This is a genomic window from Brevundimonas sp., assembly GCF_036402095.1.
In the GTDB taxonomy this organism is placed as follows: domain Bacteria; phylum Pseudomonadota; class Alphaproteobacteria; order Caulobacterales; family Caulobacteraceae; genus Brevundimonas.
Window position 1 is genome coordinate 1 of sequence record NZ_DASWTO010000121.1, and the last position, 18,883, is coordinate 18,883.

The 18,883-nt window shown below is 70.9% G+C and carries 21 protein-coding genes and 1 tRNA gene; 8 read left to right on the plus strand and 14 right to left on the minus strand.

The annotated features are described in order from the left end of the window. Positions 1 to 15: 15 nt before the first annotated feature. Positions 16 to 447 (plus strand): response regulator, encoded by a 432-nt coding sequence (locus VGD32_RS08865; protein WP_331031532.1) that lies wholly within the window; start codon positions 16 to 18, stop codon positions 445 to 447. 9 nt (positions 448 to 456) lie between these two features. Here VGD32_RS08865 and VGD32_RS08870 read toward each other — a convergent pair whose 3' ends face one another. The 9 genes from VGD32_RS08870 to VGD32_RS08910 all read right to left on the minus strand — a co-directional run bounded on the left by VGD32_RS08870 (position 457) and on the right by VGD32_RS08910 (position 8,031). Continuing rightward, the gene (locus tag VGD32_RS08870; protein WP_331031533.1) at positions 457 to 1,719 is read right to left on the minus strand and encodes a hypothetical protein; all 1,263 of its coding nucleotides are present in this window, start codon (positions 1,717 to 1,719) and stop codon (positions 457 to 459) included. After that, positions 1,719 to 2,483, minus strand: a complete 765-nt coding sequence (locus VGD32_RS08875; RefSeq protein ID WP_331031534.1) for a HAMP domain-containing sensor histidine kinase — start codon at positions 2,481 to 2,483, stop codon at positions 1,719 to 1,721. Before VGD32_RS08875 ends, VGD32_RS08870 begins: the two co-directional genes overlap by 1 nt. 4 nt (positions 2,484 to 2,487) lie before the next feature. Beyond that, positions 2,488 to 2,907, minus strand: coding sequence for a response regulator (locus VGD32_RS08880; RefSeq protein ID WP_331031535.1), 420 nt, complete (start codon positions 2,905 to 2,907; stop codon positions 2,488 to 2,490). 113 nt (positions 2,908 to 3,020) lie between these two features. Then, positions 3,021 to 4,442 (minus strand): response regulator, encoded by a 1,422-nt coding sequence (locus VGD32_RS08885; protein ID WP_331031536.1) that lies wholly within the window; start codon positions 4,440 to 4,442, stop codon positions 3,021 to 3,023. 65 nt (positions 4,443 to 4,507) lie between these two features. Continuing rightward, a complete protein-coding gene (locus VGD32_RS08890) occupies positions 4,508 to 4,903 on the minus strand; it encodes a DUF2177 family protein (protein ID WP_331031537.1) in 396 nt (131 codons plus the stop codon). Positions 4,904 to 4,918: 15 nt separating this feature from the next. After that, entirely contained in the window at positions 4,919 to 5,938 is a 1,020-nt protein-coding gene (locus VGD32_RS08895; RefSeq protein ID WP_331031538.1) for a cyclopropane-fatty-acyl-phospholipid synthase family protein, read from the minus strand. An 8-nt stretch (positions 5,939 to 5,946) separates the two neighbouring features. After that, entirely contained in the window at positions 5,947 to 6,732 is a 786-nt protein-coding gene (locus VGD32_RS08900) for a DUF1295 domain-containing protein (protein ID WP_331031539.1), read from the minus strand. Positions 6,733 to 6,790: 58 nt separating this feature from the next. Next, positions 6,791 to 7,432: a ChrR family anti-sigma-E factor gene (locus tag VGD32_RS08905; protein WP_331031540.1), complete on the minus strand. Its 642-nt coding sequence runs from the start codon at positions 7,430 to 7,432 to the stop codon at positions 6,791 to 6,793. Next, entirely contained in the window at positions 7,429 to 8,031 is a 603-nt protein-coding gene (locus tag VGD32_RS08910) for a sigma-70 family RNA polymerase sigma factor (protein WP_331031541.1), read from the minus strand. The genes VGD32_RS08905 and VGD32_RS08910 overlap by 4 nt, the downstream gene beginning before the upstream one ends. Before the next feature lie 92 nt (positions 8,032 to 8,123). On the opposite strand from VGD32_RS08910, the gene VGD32_RS08915 reads away from it, so the two are divergent. The 4 genes from VGD32_RS08915 to VGD32_RS08930 all read left to right on the plus strand — a co-directional run bounded on the left by VGD32_RS08915 (position 8,124) and on the right by VGD32_RS08930 (position 12,057). After that, positions 8,124 to 9,470 carry an NAD(P)/FAD-dependent oxidoreductase gene (locus VGD32_RS08915; protein WP_331031542.1) on the plus strand — a complete coding sequence of 449 codons (1,347 nt, stop codon included), beginning with the start codon at positions 8,124 to 8,126 and terminating at the stop codon, positions 9,468 to 9,470. Further along, a complete protein-coding gene (locus VGD32_RS08920; protein WP_331031543.1) occupies positions 9,467 to 10,264 on the plus strand; it encodes a DUF1365 domain-containing protein in 798 nt (265 codons plus the stop codon). Before VGD32_RS08915 ends, VGD32_RS08920 begins: the two co-directional genes overlap by 4 nt. Further along, on the plus strand, positions 10,254 to 11,453 hold the full coding sequence (locus VGD32_RS08925) for a cyclopropane-fatty-acyl-phospholipid synthase family protein (protein WP_331031544.1): 1,200 nt from the start codon (positions 10,254 to 10,256) through the stop codon (positions 11,451 to 11,453). Before VGD32_RS08920 ends, VGD32_RS08925 begins: the two co-directional genes overlap by 11 nt. Before the next feature lie 67 nt (positions 11,454 to 11,520). After that, positions 11,521 to 12,057, plus strand: a complete 537-nt coding sequence (locus VGD32_RS08930; protein WP_331031545.1) for a lipocalin family protein — start codon at positions 11,521 to 11,523, stop codon at positions 12,055 to 12,057. A 29-nt stretch (positions 12,058 to 12,086) separates the two neighbouring features. Here VGD32_RS08930 and VGD32_RS08935 read toward each other — a convergent pair. Together VGD32_RS08935 and VGD32_RS08940 are read right to left on the minus strand one after the other, a co-directional pair. Next, a tRNA-Arg gene (locus VGD32_RS08935) sits at positions 12,087 to 12,163 on the minus strand. An 84-nt stretch (positions 12,164 to 12,247) separates the two neighbouring features. Continuing rightward, entirely contained in the window at positions 12,248 to 12,811 is a 564-nt protein-coding gene (locus VGD32_RS08940) for a hypothetical protein (RefSeq protein ID WP_331031546.1), read from the minus strand. Positions 12,812 to 12,944: 133 nt separating this feature from the next. On the opposite strand from VGD32_RS08940, the gene VGD32_RS08945 reads away from it, so the two are divergent. Then, entirely contained in the window at positions 12,945 to 14,699 is a 1,755-nt protein-coding gene (locus tag VGD32_RS08945; protein WP_331031547.1) for a gamma-glutamyltransferase family protein, read from the plus strand. Between the two features lie 46 nt (positions 14,700 to 14,745). Here the strand turns inward: VGD32_RS08945 and VGD32_RS08950 are convergent, their stop codons facing one another. Beyond that, on the minus strand, positions 14,746 to 15,591 hold the full coding sequence (locus VGD32_RS08950; protein ID WP_414644385.1) for a lipid A-modifier LpxR family protein: 846 nt from the start codon (positions 15,589 to 15,591) through the stop codon (positions 14,746 to 14,748). Positions 15,592 to 15,731: 140 nt separating this feature from the next. Further along, positions 15,732 to 16,763: a 2'-deoxycytidine 5'-triphosphate deaminase gene (locus tag VGD32_RS08955; RefSeq protein ID WP_331031549.1), complete on the minus strand. Its 1,032-nt coding sequence runs from the start codon at positions 16,761 to 16,763 to the stop codon at positions 15,732 to 15,734. Between the two features lie 112 nt (positions 16,764 to 16,875). Between VGD32_RS08955 and apaG the strand changes: the two genes are divergently transcribed. Beyond that, positions 16,876 to 17,283 (plus strand): Co2+/Mg2+ efflux protein ApaG, encoded by a 408-nt coding sequence (gene apaG / locus VGD32_RS08960; RefSeq protein WP_331031550.1) that lies wholly within the window; start codon positions 16,876 to 16,878, stop codon positions 17,281 to 17,283. A gap of 302 nt (positions 17,284 to 17,585) precedes the next feature. Here the strand turns inward: apaG and VGD32_RS08965 are convergent, their stop codons facing one another. Further along, on the minus strand, positions 17,586 to 18,104 hold the full coding sequence (locus tag VGD32_RS08965) for a GcrA family cell cycle regulator (protein ID WP_331031551.1): 519 nt from the start codon (positions 18,102 to 18,104) through the stop codon (positions 17,586 to 17,588). Between the two features lie 284 nt (positions 18,105 to 18,388). On the opposite strand from VGD32_RS08965, the gene VGD32_RS08970 reads away from it, so the two are divergent. Next, a partial coding sequence (locus VGD32_RS08970; protein ID WP_331031552.1) for an ABC transporter permease occupies positions 18,389 to 18,883 on the plus strand: 495 nt, incomplete at its 3' end.

An 18,883-nucleotide genomic window follows, 5' to 3' on the forward strand; every position in this document is an offset into this window, starting at 1 on the left:
ATCACCTGAGGGATCATGACGACACCGAATCCGCCCGACGTGAACCCGGTCCTCGACGGCAAGGTCGTCCTCCTGATCGAGGATGACGCTGTCATGCTTCGGGCCCTCGGCCATGCCTTCCAGCAGGCCGGCTGCCGCGTCGTCGGCGCGCGTGACGGCGACGAAGGCCTGAACCGGTTCGCCGAGCGCTCGCCGGACCTCGTGGTGACCGACATCCTGATGCCGAACCGCGAAGGCGTGGAGACCATTCTGGCGATCAAGGCCCGCGCGCCGGAGGTGAAGATCCTCGCCATCTCGGGCGGCGGTCGGCTCGGCGCTGAAGAGGTCCTCAGCCTCGCCGGGCGGCTCGGCGCCGACGCGGTGCTGCCCAAGCCGTTCCGCTCGGCCCAGATCATCGCCGTCGCCTGCCGCCTGCTGCAACCCGGCGGCCAGACCGCCGAGGGCTAGGGCGACGTCCTATTTCCGGTACAGGTCCATGACGCTGAACCGCTGGGCGACCGGGTCGGGACCGAGACGGCCGGTGATGTGATCGCCCGACATGTGGCTGACCCCCGCACTCCAGGCCGCGAGCGCGACGCTGCCGGACTGGACGCCATACAGACTCGGCGAGAGGCCCGCCTGCCGGGCGCGGTCGACCGCGCCAGGCAGGGCCGCGAGCGTGGCCTTTTCCGGCTGACCGGGGGTGGCGGCGTTGTGGATGACCCCCACGGCGCCGGAGCGCAGCCAGTTGCTCACATCGGTGGACAGAGTCTCGGCGCGCACCAGCACCCCGCGCGCATAGGGGCGCGTCTGGGCGACGGCCTCCGACAGCCGGCTCTCGGGCAATCCCTCCGGGACGTGCATCAACTCGATCATCAGACGGTCGCGCCGGTCGCTCTCGACGAGGCGGCGGAGCTCGCCGAGGACCGCGGTCCGCGCCCCCGAATAGGACAGGGCGTTCAGCGAGATCGGCACGTGCACGACGATCGCCGGTTCCGGCCGGTCGCGGTCACCGAGCAACTCTTCGACGAACATCAACCGCTCGATCGTCAGCGCGGCCGCCGCACCCGCTGTGAGCCATCGGCGATCGACCGGCTCGATCGCGCCGTCGGCCATACGCTGCACCGCCACCGTGCGCACGACGAATGAGACCACCGCCTCCCGTGTCACGTGCCACACGGGATCCAGATAGAAGATCGCCTGGATCTCGGCCTGCCCGGGGCGTTTGATCGCCACCGTCTTGCGCGCGGGCCGGGCGACTCCGAACCGCTCCCACGGCGCCGATCCGTCACGGCTGCGGGCCAGGTCGCCGGTGCGTTCCCGCGCGGCCGCCTCCAGCTGGTCGCCGGTGACCCGGGTCGCCTCCAGTCCCTCGTCGCCGATCCGGTCGACGACCGAGATACGGATGTTCTCCGCCTCGGCGGCGCCGAGGAAGAAGGTCAGCGTCTCGCGCAGCAGGACCGAGGATCGGCTCAGCGCCCCCATTGGACTGCGGCTCGGCTGGATCAGGAGAAAGTCGGTGTCGTTGACCCGGACGACCATGTCGTCCTCGCTGGCGTTGCGCGCGAACGCCCGGGTGACGAAGTCCTCGACCAGCGGCTGATGCCGCGGCCAGCGCTCCCCGACGGTGTCGCGGATGGCGGCGACGCTGACAAGCTGCACCTGCCCCCGCAGGGCGGCCTCGCCCGCGCCGCTGTGGCGCAGCATGTCGGAAACGGACGGCGAGACGGCGGCGAGCATCAGCGCTTCACCTCGGACGGGCGGCCTTCCGCCGCGGGCAGGAACAGCCGCACCGCCGTCCCGCCGCCGGCGGGAGATTCCGCCTCAATTCGTCCCCGGCAGGCCGCGACCGCGTATTTCGCCAGGGTCAGGCCCACGCCCATGCCTTCGCCGGGCGGGCGGGTGGTGAAAAAGGGTTCGAACGCCCGCGCCAGAACCTCCGGCGTCATCCCGGCGCCGTCGTCGCGCACGATCACCTCCGCGCCCGGGCCGTCCTCCCCGGGCGGGATGGACCGGCACGAGACCTCGATACGGCGGGCGCCCCATCGGGGCGCGTTCTCCAGCACCGCGTCCAGGGCGACGCGCACCAGAGCCTCGTCGGCGACGACCTTGCACGGCGGCGCGGGCCGGTCGGCGGGATAGCTCAGGTCCGGGCGGCGCGCCTCGGCCGCCGCCCGGGCGGCCTCAGCCACGGCGGCGAGATCGAACTGGCGCGGCTCGGCGACGGTCCAGCCGCAACAGGCCTCTAGCCGTTCCACGATGCGGGCGCCCTGTTCGGTGACTCCGATCAGCGTTTCCAGCTCGGCGCAGGCGTCGGGGCGGTCGGCCACCTGATCGAGGGTCATCTCCGCCAGGCCGATGATCTTGCCGAACAGGTTGTTGAGCTCGTGTCCGACATCGGCCCCGATCTGGCCCATCAGCACGAGGCGCTTGGCCTCGATCAGGCTGTCGCTCGCGTTGGCCGTCAGCGAGTCGGGCTCCGGGCTTGGCGGATCAGCAGCCATGTCGTCAGGTCGTCTGGTCGCCGGGCTGCAGCAGCCGGCCGACAATGCTGACCACGTCCGTGGCGCGGAACGGCTTGGCCAGCACGGCGTCGGCTCCGAGTTTGTGCGCCATGTTCAACAGATCCAGCGAGCCGAGCCGGCCTCCGCCCGAGATCGCCAGCACCTTCACCTCCGGCGCCCGCGCCTTCATCGCCATCAGGGTTTCCACCCCTTCCCGGTTCGGCATCAGGATGTCGGTGATGACCACATTGGGCCGGATCTGCTCGAAGCGGGCCATGCCCTCGACGCCGTCGTGGGCCGCCATCACCTTGCAGCCCGCCTGCTGGAACCACTGCACCAGATTGCGCAGCATGATCGGGTCGTCCTCGATGATCAGGACGATCTGGCCCGTGAGAATGTGAGGCGGGCTGATGTCGGTCGGCATTGTCCCTCCCGGCGCGTGCGGAACCCGCAGCTTTAGCCCTCTCGACCCGAACAAGAGGTTTACGTCCGCAACCTGACGGCGAGGCATCGCTCCTGGTCGAAGCGGGGAAGGTGTTATCCGGCTGTCGCCAGGGACCGGGCCTCCGAGGCGCGTCTCCAGCCGCAGCCGCCCCAGTGAGCGGTCTTGGTCAGCAGCTCGACCATGTTGACCGGCTTGGCGATGCAGTCGTCCATCCCGGCTTCGGTATAGGACCGCACCTGCTCGTCCAGCGTGTTGGCGGTCAGGGCGATGATCGGCGTGACCGCCGCGGCGCCGGTCAGCGAGCGTATCCTGCGCGCCGCCGTGACTCCGTCCATGACCGGCATCTGGATGTCCATCAGGATTACGTCCCAGTCGCCGCCCGCAGCCGCTTCCAGTCCCTGGGAGCCGTCGTTGGCGGTTTCGCAGGCGATGCCCTGCGTCGCCAGCATGGCCCGAACCAACGTCCGGTTGCTCTCGTTGTCGTCGACGTAGAGGACGCGCAGGCCGAGAGCCTCTTCGCCCCCGGCCGTTTCATCGGCCGCCGGGTCCACCGTCTGCGTCGCGGTCGCCTGCGGGGCGACATCGAAATCCGCTTCCGACAGGTCGATCATGCGGTTCACGACCTCGAGCAGGCCCCGGCCCGCCTCATGGATGCGCCGCGCCTGATCCGTCGGACCGGCCCCCAGCCCCGCCTCCGTCAGCAGGGCCGAGAAGCCGATGACGGCGTTGAGCGGCGTCCGCAGTTCATGGGACATGTCGGTCAGGAACTGCTGGCGCGCCTCCGACATCGCCGCCTTCTGCTCGGCCGCGGCGCGGGAGGCCTCCGCTTCGACCCGGGCCGTGACGTCCTGCTCGTTCAGCAGCACCCCGGCTTCCCCTGTGACCGGGTCGAAGACCGGGTGAGCGTCCATGTGGTGCCAGCGCAGACCCGCCCGGGTGGCGACCTCGTGCACGCCGGCGACGCTCTCGCCCGCCGCTGCGGCGTCGAACATCGCCCGCCCGGTCGCCGGATCGGCGAAATGCTCTGCGAAGTCGCGGCCGTCGGGGCCGTAGGCGCTGTAGGCCGCCGGGTTGGCGAACAGGCGCCCGCCGTCGCGGCCGAACAGCGTGATCGCGGCCGAGGTGTGCCTCAGCGCCTCCACCGCCCGGCGCTCGCCGGCGCCGACCTCGGTCGGAGACGCCTCGAACAGCAGGATGTCGGGACCTTCGCCCGTACGGAACGCGGAGATCGTGGCCTCGACCGTGAACGGCTGGCCCTTGGGATAGAAGGTCCAGCGCTCGCTGACCTCCGCCCCGTTAGCGGTGAGCTCGACCAGCCTGTCGGTGCGGACCTTTACGGCCGGAGACAGGACAGAGAAGTCGCGCGCGAGCAGTTCCTGCAGGGTCTCGGCGCCCCACAGCTCGAGCGCAGGCGGATTGGCGTAAATCCCGCGCGAGGTGTGCGGATCATAGAGCCACACCGGCCGCCGCAGGCGATCCGAAGCGCGGGCGAACAGCTCCAGGTCCGAACTCATGGGGCGACCCTACCGCCGCGCCATAAAGCAAAGTTTAAGTCGCCCATCCGCGCTCTGGACGCCGGTCAGCCGCGGTTCGCCAGCCAGTATCCTCCCAGGGCCGCGGCGCCCGTGACGAAGGTTCCCCAGGCGAGGTCGATCAGGGTGATGTGGGCCGGCCAGACCCGCAGGGTCGCCTGGTTGGTCAGGTCATAGGTGGCGTAGGCGACCAGACCGAGGATCGCGCCGGTCGTCACGGCCCGGAGGGCCGAGCCGTCCCGCAGCGCCGGCGTCACCGCCAGGAAGACGATGCCCGCGACGTAGATCAGGTAGAACACCACGGCGATGCGCAGGTTGGGCTCCGGCGCGAGAAGCTCGCCGATCGCCGGACGGTACAGGCGCGGGCCGACCGTGGTCAGCCAGATCGCGTCGAGCACCGCCATGACGACGCCGGATCCGAGGTAGGCGAGGAGATATCGCATGAGGGGTTGGCTCCTTCAGGCCGCGCGCAGGCGGTAGTGGCTGACGCCCCATTCGGCGCCGCCGCTGTCGCCGAACAGGCCGGCGGTGGCGAGGAAGAAGCGGCGCCAGCGCCGCGTCCACAGGCGGCCCTGGTCCCCATAGGCGTCGCGCATGACCCGGTCGACCGCCTCGGCCCGGCCGTCCATCCGGCCCAGCCAGTCGCGCGCCGTCTTCTCGTAGTGGGCGCCGCTCCAGCGCCATTCGGCCTCGACCTCGAACAGGTCCGCGTACTGCCGCATCAGGCCGTGGCTCGGCATGATCCCGCCGGTGAAGAAATGCTGGGCGATGAAATCCGAGCGGTCGGAGGCGTCGAAGCGGTAGGGCGTGGTGCGGTGGGAGAAGACGTGGATGAACATGCGCCCGTCCGCGGCCAGCCATGTCCGGGCGCGGGTCAGCAGCGCGCGCCAGTTGGCCATATGCTCGAACATCTCGACCGACACGATGCGATCGAAGCGCTCGTCCGTCTCGAACACGTTCATGTCCCGCGTCAGCACCGTCAGGTTCGTCAGGCCCTGCTCGCGCGCCCGCCCTTCGATGTACTCACGCTGGGCCGTTGAGTTGGACACGGCCACGATGGTCGACCGCGGATAGCGCTCGGCCATCCACAGCGAAAGGGAGCCCCAGCCGCAGCCGAGCTCGAGGATGCGCTGTCCGTCGGCGAGGTCTGCATGCACGCAGGTCTCGGCCAGCGCCGCTTCCTCGGCCTCGGCCAGGGTCTCCGTCCCGGTCCGATAGAGGCAGCACGAGTACTTCAGCCGGGGGCCGAGGCAGAGCCGGAAAAACTCGGGCGGCAACTCGTAGTGCTGGGCGTTGGCGGCCTCGGCGTGTTCGGCGATGACCCGGCGGGACATCTCGGCGGCGAACCGGGACTCCGCGCCGGCCTCGACCGGCAGGCGGCGGCGGGCGGCGGCGACCATGGCGGCGATGGCGGGCCGGGTGATGAAGTCCGGCGCGGGCGCGTCCTGGACGGAACGAAGCAGGCTGGCGAGGGGCATGGCGGCCTTCAGCGGGGTTTCGGGGGACGGGGCAGGAAACGCGACACGCGCGACTGGTAGTCGCGATAAGCGCCGGGGCGGGACTTCAGCATCTGGGCCTCCAGCATCGGCACGCCGCTGACGTGGTTCAACAGCCACCACATCAGCACCGCCGCCGGCAGCGTCAGCCAGCTCGAGGCGTCGCCGGGCTCCAGCGCCATGACCGGCCAGGCCAGCCAGACCAGCCACTCGAAGAAGTAGTTGGGGTGCCGCGACCAGGCCCACAGGCTGGTGTCGGCCACCTTGCCCCGATTGGACGGATCGCGCCGGAAGGCGGCCATCTGCCGGTCGGCGAGCGCCTCACCCGCCACCGCCGCGACGACGATCAGCACCGCGAGGCCGTCCCGCCAGCCGAGCTCCGCCTCCGGCCGCACGGCCGCGGCGCGCACAGAGACCACCAGCACCAGAACTGTGGCCGCCTGGACCATCAGGAAGCCCCACGCCTTGAGACCCCAGCCGCCCCAGGCCTTTCTGAATTCCTCGTAGCGGGGATCCGGGGCCGCGGCCCGCGCCGTCCGCACGGCCAGGTAGCCGCCCAGCCGCAGGGCCCAGACGGCGATCAGAATCGCGACCAGCGCCTGCCGCGCCGGAGCGGCGCCAGGCTCCGGCCACAGGGCGGCTCCGGCGCCGATAGCGCCGACGGACAGGGTCCAGACGACGTCCGTCCAGCCGCCGTCGCCGGTCCGGCGCACGATCAGCCAGGCGGCCGACAGGGCGATGGCCGCGGCGGCGGCGCAGACGAGGATGACAGGCATTGAGCCTCCCGGGGTTCACCGAACCTACGAACGGCGCAGCCTCCCGGATGCCGCCGGACTACAGCCGGACGAACGGCTGCAGCAGCCTGCCCAGCCAGCCGTCGAGCTGGATCTGTCCGTCCAGGGCGGCCACGCACAGGCAGGGCTCGTCGGAAACGACGCGCGGCTGATGAAGCGTCTGGTGATCGGCCTCCTCCAGATCGCCGACGTCGAACCGGTCTGTTTCGGTGGCGTAGGCGCCGGTGAGCACACAGGTCAGCTCCACCCCGCCATGGGTGTGCCGGGGCGTGGTGCAGCCCGGCTGGATTTCCAGCAGGATGACGCGGCAGTCCCCGTCGCGGGGCCCCTGCACGTCTCGCACCCGCACGCCCGGCCCCATCCAGCGCCACGGGCCGAGCGGAAGCCGGCGCAGCGGCTCCGGCAGTTGCGGCATATCGTTGAGCGGCGGCGGCGTCTCCGTCGCGCCGGCGTCGACTTCGGTTCGGGCGAGGACCCGGGCGAGGGCGTCATGGCCCATCGGTTCGGGCTCGATCTCCCGCAACATATGGCCGCCGACCGCCTGCAGCCGGCGCGCGAAGGCCGCGGTTCGCGGGCGGAACGACAGGTGAGCGGCCACGACGACCGCTTCCGGCGGGCTCAGGGCGCCGGCGGCGTAGGCCAGCAGCCGCTCATCCGACACCGTATGGCGTGCGGCGTTCATTCCCGTTCCCTCAGAGGTTCGAGCACGAGGCGAAGTTTGATCATGGCCTTCCGGATGCGAGACTTCACGGTTCCCAGCGGCAAGTCGAGCGCGCGGGCGATTTCGGAGTGGGCGTCCCCCTTGAAGAAGGCGAGCCGCAGCACCTCGATCTGGTCAGCGGACAGTTGGCGCATCGCCTCCCTCAGATTGGCCGCCTCCTGGGCGCCGGACAGCAGATCGTCGGGCCGTTCCGGTTCTTCCGGCGCCAGACCCAGGTCCGGCAGCACGGCGGCCCGCCCCTCGCGCCGCAGCACGTCCAGCCGGCGGTTGCGGGCGATGGTGAAGATCCAGGTCGCCGCGCCGGCGCGGGACGGATCGAACAGGTCGGCCTTGCGCCACACCGTCAGCATGGCGTCCTGGGCGAAATCCTCCGCCGCCCCGGCCGGCGCGCCGGCCCGCATCAGATAGGCCTTCAGGCGTGGTGCGAAATACTCGAACAGGCGTGAGAAGGCCTCGCGGTCACGGCTGACGGCGACGGCCTGGATCCACCGGGCATACTCGTCCGTCCGCTCTCTCACCGGTGTCCGATCCGCCTGCAGTTCGGCCGTGTGTCCATGCATGGCTCCTCATACGCCGGCGCCGCCGGACCGGATCACGGCATCCGGCTGCAAAGCCTCAGCGTATCGAAGCGGATTTTCCCGGCGGAGTCTGCATGTCCCTCGACGTCCCACACCTGAACGCCGGGCGGCGGCTGCGCATCGCCGTGATCGGCTCCGGCATTTCGGCCCTGTCCTGCGCCTGGCTCCTGTCCCGCCGGCACGACGTCACGGTCTACGAGCGCGAGGACCGGCTCGGGGGACATTCGCATACCGTCGAGGTCGGGGGCGAGGGCGAGGCCCCGGTCCCCGTCGACATGGGGTTCATCGTCTTCAACGACGTCACCTATCCCAACCTCGTGGCCCTGTTCGATCATCTCGGCGTCCCGAGCCGCGCCACGGACATGTCCTTCGCCGTATCGCTGGATCAGGGCCGGTTCGAATACGCCGCCCCGGCGCTGTTCGCGCAACGGCGCAACGCCTTCCGGCCGCGCTTCTGGACCATGCTCCGCGAAGTTCTCCGCTTCTATCGCGACGCGCCCGTCCAGCTGGCCGCGCTGAACGGGTCGGACCTGACGCTGGGTGACTATCTGAAGCGGGAAGGCTTCAGCGAGGCCTTCCGCGATGATCATCTGCTGCCGATGGCCGCCGCGATCTGGTCCTCGCCGGCCCACACCCTGATGGACTATCCGGCCGAGTCCTTCCTGCGCTTCTGCCACAATCACGGCCTGCTCAAGCTGGTCGGGCGGCCTGTCTGGCGAACCGTGTCCGGCGGCAGCCGGGTGTACGTCTCGGCCATGGCCCGCAGCCTCGGCGACGGCGTCCGGCTGGGACGGCAGGCGTCCCATGTCCGTCGGCTCGAGCAGGGGGTCGAGGTGAGGGACGTCCACGGCGCGGCGGCGCGGTTCGACCACGTCGTCATCGGCACGCATGCGGACCAGGCCCTGGCGCTTCTGGATGAGCCCACGGTGCAAGAGCGCGCCGTGCTGGGGGCGTTTCGTTACAGCCGCAACCTGACGGTCCTGCACTCGGACAGGAGTCTGATGCCGCGCCGGCGCCGCGCCTGGGCTGCCTGGAACTACATCGGCGTCGATGGCGGGCTGTGCGTCAGCTACTGGATGAACCAGCTGCAGGGACTGCCGGGCCGCGATCTGTTCGTCACCCTCAACCCGCCGCGTCCGCCGCGGCCGGAGACCCTGCTGCGCACCGAAATCTTCGAGCATCCGATCTTCGATCCGGCCGCCGTGCGCGCCCAGAAGGCGCTGTGGAGCCTGCAGGGGCAGGGCGGCGTCTGGTTCTGCGGGGCCCATTTCGGCGCGGGCTTCCATGAGGACGGGCTGCAGTCCGGCCTCGCCGTCGCCGAACAGCTGGGCGGCGTGCGCCGTCCGTGGACCGTCGCCGACGAAAGCGGCCGCATCCACCTGACGCCCCGGCCCCCGGCCGACCTTGAGGACGCGGCATGATCTCGGCCCTCTATCGCGGACGGGTCATGCATCGCCGCCTTCGGCCCGCGATCCACGCCCTGTCCTATCGCGTCTTCTGGCTGCTGCTGGACCTGGCGGAGATCGACGAGCTCGACCGGCGGCTGCGGCTGTTCTCGCGCAACCGTTTCAACCTGCTGTCCATCCATGACCGCGATCATGGCGACGGCTCCGGCGCGGCGTTGAGGCCCCGCCTTGAGGCCCTGCTGGCCGGCGCCGGGGTCGACATCGGCGGCGGGCCGATCCGTCTGCTCACCATGCCGCGGGTGCTGGGCTACGTCTTCAACCCCATCAGTCTGTTCTACTGCCACCACGCCGACGGCCGGCTGGCCGCCATGGTCTACGAGGTGACCAGCACCTTCGGCGTGCGCCACGCCTATCTGATCCCCGTGCCGGCGGAGGATCAGGCGGCCGGTCTGATCCGGCAACGCGCGGCCAAGGCCCTGCATGTCTCGCCCTTCATGGGCATGGAGATGGACTACGAATTCCGCGGCCACGCCCCCGGCGAGCACCTGGACCTGAGGATCGACGGACTGGATGTCCAGGGCCTGCTGATCACCGCCGCCCTGTCGGCCCGGCGCCGGCCGCTCACCGACGGCGCGCTGTTGTCCGCCGTCGCCGCCATCCCCTTCCTCACCCTCAAGGTGGTCGCCGCGATCCATTGGGAAGCGCTGAAGCTCTGGCTGAAGGGCGTCCGTCTCCAGCCCGCGCCCGCGCCGGCGCGCGAGCCGGTCACCCTGCAGCGCCACGCCCGGGAGAGCCGTCTTGGCCGATGAACAACCGTCCCCTGTCTTTCGCCTGTTCCTGCGCCTGCTGTCGGCCAACTGGGCCTGGGGGCGGCTGACGCTGGTGCTCCCCGACGGCTCCCGCCGCGATCTGGTCGGAAGCCGGCCCGGGCACTCTGCGGTGCTCGACATTCGCAGCTACCGCTTCGCCTCGCGCGTGCTCAGGGGCGGCGATATCGGTTTCGCCGAAGGGTACATGGCCGGCGAATGGGACTCCCCCCGGCTCGCCATCCTGCTGGAGACCCTGGCCCACAACTACGACCACATCCGCCGCCTGTTCGACGGCAACCCGCTGGTCAACGCCGTCAACTGGCTTGGCCATCGGATGAACCGCAACAGCCGCCGGGGCGCGCGACGCAACATCCACGCTCACTACGATCTGGGCAACGCCTTCTATGCGTCGTGGCTGGACGAGACGATGACCTATTCTTCCGCCCGGTTCGATCAACCGGGCCAGCCCCTGGCCGAGGCGCAGCGGGCCAAATACGCCGCTCTCGCCCGACAGATGGACCTGAGGAGCGGCCACAGCGTGCTCGAGATCGGCTGCGGCTGGGGCGGTTTCGCCGAGTTCGCCGCCCGCGAGGTCGGGGCGACCGTGACCGGGATCACCATCTCGCGCGAGCAGTACGACTTCGCCCGCCGTCGTCTGTTCGAGGCGGGCCTGGCCGACAGGGCGACCGTCAGGTTGATCGATTACCGAGACGTCGAGGGCCGGTTCGACCGGGTGGCTTCCATCGAGATGTTCGAGGCGGTCGGCCGCGAGTACTGGCCGACCTATTTCGGCAAGGTCAGTTCGGTTCTGAAACCCGGCGGCCTCGCCGGCCTGCAGGTCATCACCATCCGCCCTGACCTGTTCGACGATTACGAGGCGCGGACCGACTTCATCCAGAAATACGTCTTCCCCGGGGGCTCTCTCCCGTCGGAGCAGCAGCTGGCGCCGGTCGTCTCGGCCGCCGGCCTGGCGTGGCGCGACGTCGAACGGTTCGGCCGTGACTACAGCCGCACCCTGGCCTGCTGGGCGCGGCGGTTCGAGGCGGCCTGGTCGGGCATCCGGCGCGCCTCGCCGCGCTTCGACGAACGCTTCCGCCGGCTCTGGCTGTTTTACCTCGCCTACTGCGAGGCCGGGTTTCAGTCGGGCCGCACGGATGTGATCCAGCTCACGCTCGCCCGGCCGTCCTGAAGCCGCCCGGGCATCCGGCGGCGCGCATCCAGCGTAACTCCTGCCATCCAGGAGAGAGGAGACGCCGATGATCCGGTCCATCCCCGCCGCCGCCGCGGCCGTGGCCGCCGCCGTCGTGCTCGCGCCGGCTTCGGCGCGCGCCCAGGTCGGATCGCTCGATCTCGACCGGTTCGACGGCCGCTGGTTCGAGGTCGAGCGCAGTCCCAACGATGTGCAGAAGACGTGCTGGCGCGCCCGGATCGATTTCACGGCCCGGCCGCAGGCCCGCCGTTACAGCGTGCTGGTCACCTGCACCCGCACCCGCGGCGGGCCGGTGGAGACCCTGCGCGCCAACGCCCAGCCCACCGACGTGACCAACGCGAAGCTCCGTTTCACCCTGAACGGCCTGCTCGGATTCGGTGGTCTGGCGGGACAGAACTACTGGGTCTGGGATCATGATCCGGACTACCGCTGGGCCATCCTGGCCCTGCCCAACAAGTCGGACTGGTGGATCTGGCACCGCGACCAGGACCTCGGCCAGGCCGAACGGACCCGCCTGCTGGCGCGCGCCCGCGCGCTCGGCATGGACACCCGCCGCAGCGTGCGCACGCCGCCGGCGGACTGATGCAGGACATCCAGGCTGTCGGAAGAAAATGGCGCGCCCGGAACGATTCGAACGTCCGACCCTCAGATTCGTAGTCTGATGCTCTATCCAGCTGAGCTACGGGCGCGCTTGGCCGCGAACGGCGAGGGCGGGTCTTTAGCGGACGGGGAAGCGGGGGGCAAGACCGCTCGGCGGCTTTCGTGCGACGATTTCAGGACCCGGCGAGCAGGTCCGCCGGAATGGGCGTTTCCGCCGTCTCTCCCGCCCAGGTGACCGAGGTGACCCACAGCCGCTGGCCGTCGTCGAACAGGGTGATGGCGTTGACGCCACGCTGAACGGGTTCGGCCGCATCGCGCGCCGTGCGGATCTCATAGGCGGACAGCACCTGGATCAGCGGACCGAAACGGGTGACGCGACGTCCGATCTCGCGTTCGTAGAAGGCGTTGGCCTGGAAGTGCGGCGTATTGCGCGTGACGTAGTCGGCCGGCGAGCTGACCCGCATGCGAGCGGTCCCGTCGGGGCCGCGGCCGGCTCCGCCCATGATCGCGCCCGGCAGGAACAGGCCATGGAACCGGGCCCAGTCGCGCGCCTCGCCCGCCTCGCCGGAGATCACGTCGTACAGGGCGGCGACAATGGCGTCGACGGAAGCGACGTCGCCGGGCCGGGCTTCGGCGGCGGGTTGGGGGGCGGCGGCCGGCGGCGCGGCCGGCGCGGTCTGCGCGGGCGCGGGCCCGGCGGCGAAGAGGAGGGCGGCGGCGAGAACCATGGAACGCATGCGAGGACTCCGTCGGGCGTGTCCCCGACCTTGCCGCGACCGCGCCGGATTGACCAGCGGGCGGCGATGGTCTCTTTCGCCGGGGCCTTCCCGCTCCCAGCTTGAAGGCTCAGCCGCTGTACATGAGACGCCGATGACGTTCGCCGCCCCGCCGCTCCGCCCGTGGATCGCCCTGACCGTGGCGGCGGCGCTGGCGCTGGCCGGCTGCGCGGCGCCGTCCGCCGGACCCGCGGCGGTCGCTCCGGTCGCCGCCGAACTTCCCCCGCCGGCGCGAGGCCCGTTCGTGGCGGCGGCCACTCCCCACGCCGTCGAGGCGGGGCTGAAGGTGCTGCGCCGGGGTGGTTCGGCGGTCGACGCCGCGGTCGCGGTGCAGGCGGTGCTCGGCCTCGTCGAGCCGCAGTCCTCCGGCCTCGGCGGCGGCGCCTTCATGATGCACTCCGACGCCGCCACCGGAGAGGTGACCAGCTCCGACGGGCGCGAGACCGCCCCGGCCGCGGCGACGCCGGAGCTGTTCCATGAAAACGGCCGTCCGCTGTCGTTCGGCGAGGCGGTGCTGAGCGGCCGCTCGATCGGCACGCCGGGCGCGGTGGCCCTGCTGGCCATGGCCCAGGCCGAACACGGGGATCTGCCGTGGAACAGCCTGTTCGAGGACGCGGAACGCCTCGCCCGCGACGGTTTCGCCGTCAGCCCCCGACTGGCCGGCTTCATCGCCGCCACACGCGGGCAGGCGCGGACCCGCTGGGCCGATGGCTATTTCACCAAGGCCGACGGAAGCCGCTACGTCGCCGGCGATGTCCTGCGCAACCCGGCCTATGCGGAAACCGTGGGGGGCATCGCGACGGGCGGCGCGGAAGCCTTCTACCGCGGCCGGATCGCGCGCGAGATCGTCTCGACGGTCGGGGAAGGGCCCCGTCCCGGATCGCTGACCCTGGCCGACCTCGCCGGCTACGAGCCGCTCGAGCGTGGCGCCCTGTGCCGCCCCTACCGGATCTACGTCGTCTGCGTGCCGCCGCCCCCGTCGAGCGGCGTCGCCGTGCTGCAGTTCCTGGCCATGGCCGAGCTGACGCCCGACATCCTTGGGGGGCCGGACAGCGCCGACGCCTGGACCGCCTTCGCCCAGCTGCAGCGGCTGATGTACGCCGACCGCGACCGCTACGTCGCCGACCCGGCCTTCATCGGCGTGCCGGTGCAGGGACTGCTGGACCCGAATTACGTGGCGGCGCGCGCCGCCCAGGCGCCGACCCTGGTCGGGGCGGCCGAGCCCGGTTTTCCGCCCGGCGGCGCCTTCCCGGGTTCCGACGCGACGCTGGAGCCCGCCGGCACCTCCCATTTCGTCATCGTCGACGCCGCCGGCAATGCGGTCAGCATGACCACGACGGTCGAGAGCGTGTTCGGCTCGGGCCGGATGGCCGCGGGCTTCTTCCTCAACAACCAGCTGACCGACTTCTCGTTCGAGCCGCTGCGGGCCGACGGCCAGCCCGCCGCCAACGCCGTCGCTCCGGGCAAGCGGCCACGCTCGTCGATGTCGCCGATCATCATCCTCGACCGGGACGGCCGGTTCGTCGGCGCCCTCGGCTCCCCGGGCGGCTCGGCGATCCTCGCCTACAACGCCAAGGGCCTGATCGCGGTGCTCGACTGGGGCCTGTCGATGGAGGACGCCTTCGCCCTGCCGAACCTGGTGGCCAAGGGCGACGGCTTCGGGGCCGACACCGACCGCTTCCCAACCGGTCTGCAGGCGGCGCTGGCCGCGCGGGGCATTCACCTGCGGCCCAACGCCAGCGAGAATTCCGGTCTGCACGGCGCGATCTGGCGACGGGGCGCCGACGGCGTCTGGCGCTGGGACGGCGCCGCCGACGACCGTCGGGAAGGCGTGGCGCGGGTGGAGTGATCAGGCAGGGGGGGCGCGGATCGCCCTGCCGCCCGACGCCTGTTGCCTACTCCGGCTTGATCGACAGCTGGAAGGCGATCAGCCCCTCGGACACGTCGGTGTCGACGCCGTTGCCCGAGCGCAGGCCCTCGGCCTCGATCTCGCGATAGACGAGGCCGATCGAGCTGTGCACCGGGCCGCGGCGCAGGGCCACGCCCAGCGAGGCGTCGCCGAGGAAGGCTCCGGAGTCATGGCTGACCCCCGACCGGGCGTAGTCCCCGTCCCGGTTGCGGGCCCAGTTGTAGCCGACCGCCCGGCCCGAGCCGGCGGCGTAGACATACCAGCGGGCGCGCTCCCCGAACGCCTCCTCGCCCTCGGGCACCAGCCGGTCGAGATCGCGGCCGATCCTCAGGGTGGCGCCCGCCTCGGTCACCTGGCCGCGGCTGCCGACCCCCACGCCCAGATGGGGCGTCAGGGTGACGTCGAGGCCGTTCTCGGTCTGGCCCAGGCTCTCGGTCCAGCCGCGGGTGTAGGTCAGGTCGTAGTGTTCGGCGTCGTAGGCGGCCGGGTCCAGCGGCCCGGGCGGAAGCGGCGAGCCGTCGGCGCGTCGCACCCGGCCCTCCGTGCGCAGTCGCAGGCGGTCGCTGTAGGCTTCGCCCTCGTACCAGATGTCGCGGTTGGAGGCGGCCCAGGTGGACGAGACGTTCCGGGCCGGATCGTAGCCGGCCCAGGCGTCCGCGTCGGCGAAGGTCCGCCCGGCGGCGTCGAATCGCGCGTCGCGGTCGAGCCGGGTCAGAAGGTCGGAAACGGTGGTGGGGCGTTCGCGCTCAACCCGCCACGGATCGGCTATGGCGTCCTGCGTGGGGCGGAATTCCATGCCGAAGGCCGGGGCCGCGCAGGCCGCCAACGCCACAACTCCCGCACTGAACGCCATAGGACGCATCAACGGTCCCCTCAGTCCGTTAACGTCCCCGAGCCTGCACGATCAGAGCCGGAACGCCAACTGACTTTTTCCTGACCGCCGAACGCCTCCGGAGATGTGGCGGTTCCGCCTCAGCTCCAGGCGCGGAAATGCTTGGACAGCTTCAGGCCCTGGCTCTGGTAGTGGCTGCCGCCCTCGCCATAGAGGCGCGACGGCCGCTCGGTCAGCGGCTCATAGACCAGCCGGGCGACGATCTGGCCGTGCTCCAGCAGGAAGGGCGTGTCGTGGGTGCGCACCTCCAGCACCCCTTTCGAACCCGCTCCGTGCGCCTCGTCCGTGCCGAAGCCGGGATCGAAGAAGCCCGCGTAATGGACCCGGAACTCCCCCACCGACGGATCGATCGGGGTCATCTCGGCCGCCTGCATGACCGGGATCTCCACCGCCTCGCGCGAGGCAAGGATGTAGAATTCCCCCGGATCCAGCAGCAGCTCGCCGCGCCGGACGCTCAGCGGCTCCCAGAAGTCGCGCGGATCGTGCCCGTCGATCCGGTCCAGATCGACCACCCCGGCGTGCCGCCGTCCGCGGAAGCCGACGATGGTCCCGTCGGCGCCCTCCAGATCGACGCCCACGCTGCGGGTCTCCAGCTTCGGCGGCTCGCCGGCCTTGAGCCGCAGCTGGTTCAGCCGCGTCCCCGGCCGCACCAGGATCGAGAAGGTCTGCGGCGCGATCTCCAGATACAGCGGCCCGTCATAGCCCTCGTCGACATCGTCGAAGCTGGCCCCGCGATCGGTCAGCAGGCGGACGAACACGTCCACGCGGCCGGTCGAGCTCTTCGGGTTGGCGCGGGCGATCAGCCCCTTCGGCAGGGTCAGCCGCTCCTGTAGCCGGGCGATGTAGACGCAGCCCTTCTCCATCACATAGCCGGCCGACAGGTCGATCGTGTGCATGGCCACGTCGGCGATGCGGTCCTCGACCTCGCGCTGTCCGGGCAGGAACGAGGCCCGCACCCGCCAGGCCTGATCCGAAAGCCGCAGGTCGAGACTGGCCGGCTGCACCTGGTCCGCATCGAACGGCGTCTCCGAGGTGATCGCCCCGCCGGCGATCAGGGCCTCGATGGACTGCGACGGCAGGATGCCGGGAAGGGAGGTCGAAAAGCTCTGCATGGCCTCCGATTACACGATTTCGCGTCGTGTCTCCCCCAAAGTGTTCCGCGCCTCGCCTCGCGCCGCGGACGCTCACGCTTGACGTGCGGCCCGCTTGCGCGACCATGGCCCGATGCACGACACGCCCGCCTACGAAGCCGAGACCGAAGGGGTGCTCGTTCGCGTCCGCCCCAGCTATCTGGCCGGCCAGTCCGATCCCGACGGCGGGCGCTGGGTCTGGGCCTACCAGGTCGAAATCGTCAATCTCGGGACGGAGGCGATCCAGCTGATGGCCCGGCGCTGGGTCATCACCGACGGCCAAGGCCGGGTCGAGGAGGTGCGCGGCGCCGGCGTGGTCGGCGAACAGCCGGTGATCAAGCCGGGCGACAGCTACACCTACGCCTCCGGCTGCCCGCTCGGGACGCCGACCGGCTCCATGGTCGGCGGCTACTATATGACGGATGCGAGCGGGCGATCGTTCGAGGCGGCCATCCCCGCCTTCAGCCTCGACGTCCCGGGCGAGCGGCGGGTGTTGAACTAGCTCGCCGGCTGCCTCAAGGGACCGGCCTGGCGCGGCCTCAAGTAGCCATAAGGGCGCCAGGCCCAATAAAAAACCCCGCCGAAGGGCGGGGGTGAGGGGCTGCGTCAACCCGGATAACCGCAGCCCCGCCCCAGTCTCTCGCCGCGTGCGGGTGCGGCGGGAGGCGGACGGCGGCCCCTCTAGGGGCCATTCGTGTCGGTCGCGAGACCGAATTAGGACGGGTGCGCGAAACTGTATCCGCGCACCCGAATATCGCGCTCAGGCCGCCGCCGACCGCGTCGGCGGCGGCAGCGCCCTTCTCCCTAGATGTACCGGCGCAGCGAGCGGGCCAGCTCCGAGGCGCCGTCCTTGCCGCCCTTGCGGACCTGGGGCTGGTAGGCGACCCGGGCGTGCTCGACGCAATAGACCCCTTCCGACGAACGGCGGCCGCAGAAGCTGAACTCGTTCGAGGACGGGTCGCCGATCGGCCATTTGCACATATGGGCGCCGAGGGTCATCACCGTGGCCGTGCCCGGCAGATCGGGCATGGGCGCGGGGACCGGCGCCTGGACCGGGCGCGGCTGGACCGCCTCGATGCGGCGCGGGGCCGACGGCGCCTGGGTCGGCTGGGCCGCCGGGCGCGGACGCGACGGGCGGAAGGTGGCCCGGGCCGGCTGCGACGGCGCGGCGCGGCCCGACAGGCCCAGACGGTGCACCTTGCCGATGACGGCGTTGCGGGTGACGCCCCCGCCCAGCTGTTTGGCGATCTGGCTCGCCGACTGGCCTTCCAGCCAGAGCTTCTTAAGCGCGCCGACGCGGTCTTCAGTCCAGCCTGCGGTCATAGCCACCCTCCGGGGTCTCGGATTCAATATATGGGGTCGTGGCTGCCCTCCCGGGGCCTCGACCTACCACTAATCGTAAACCAGACCCTAACAGACGCAATATGTGCGAATCAGTCCGTCCACAGAAACCAGATGTAGGGATGGTTAACGGGGAGGCAGCAGTGAGCAGGCAACAGGCAGCAGGCTGAGCGTGTTCGACCCCGTCCCCGGATCGCGGTCCCTGCCTGCTGCCTGCTGCCTGCTGCCCCTTGCGGACCCGCCCCCGCCAGCGCATCTCCGCCCCCATGACCGATCTCGCCTCGACCCGCCCTTCCGGCCTCCCCCAGCCGCGCCGCTATGACGGGGTCAACTGGATCGGGGTGAAGACCCTCTACCTGCGGGAGGTCCGGCGCTTCTGGAAGGTCGGGGCCCAGACCGTCGCCGCCCCGGTGGTGACGACCCTGCTCTACATGCTGGTCTTCGTCGTGGCGCTGAAGGGCGCCCGGCCGCCGTTGCACGGCACGCCCTTCGCCGAGTTCGTCGCCCCCGGCCTGATCATGATGGCAGTGCTGAACAACGCCTTCGCCAACGCCTCGTCCAGCCTGATCCAGGCCAAGATCATGGGCACCTCGACCGACTTCCTGACCCCGCCGCTCAGCCCGCTGGAGCTGACCATCGGCTTCGCGCTCGGCGCCGCCACCCGCGGGGTCGTCGTCGGTCTGGTGACGGCGGTCTGTGTGCTGCCCTTCGCCCGGCTCGGCGTCGCCAACCTCGCCGCCATCGTATGGTTCAGCCTGACC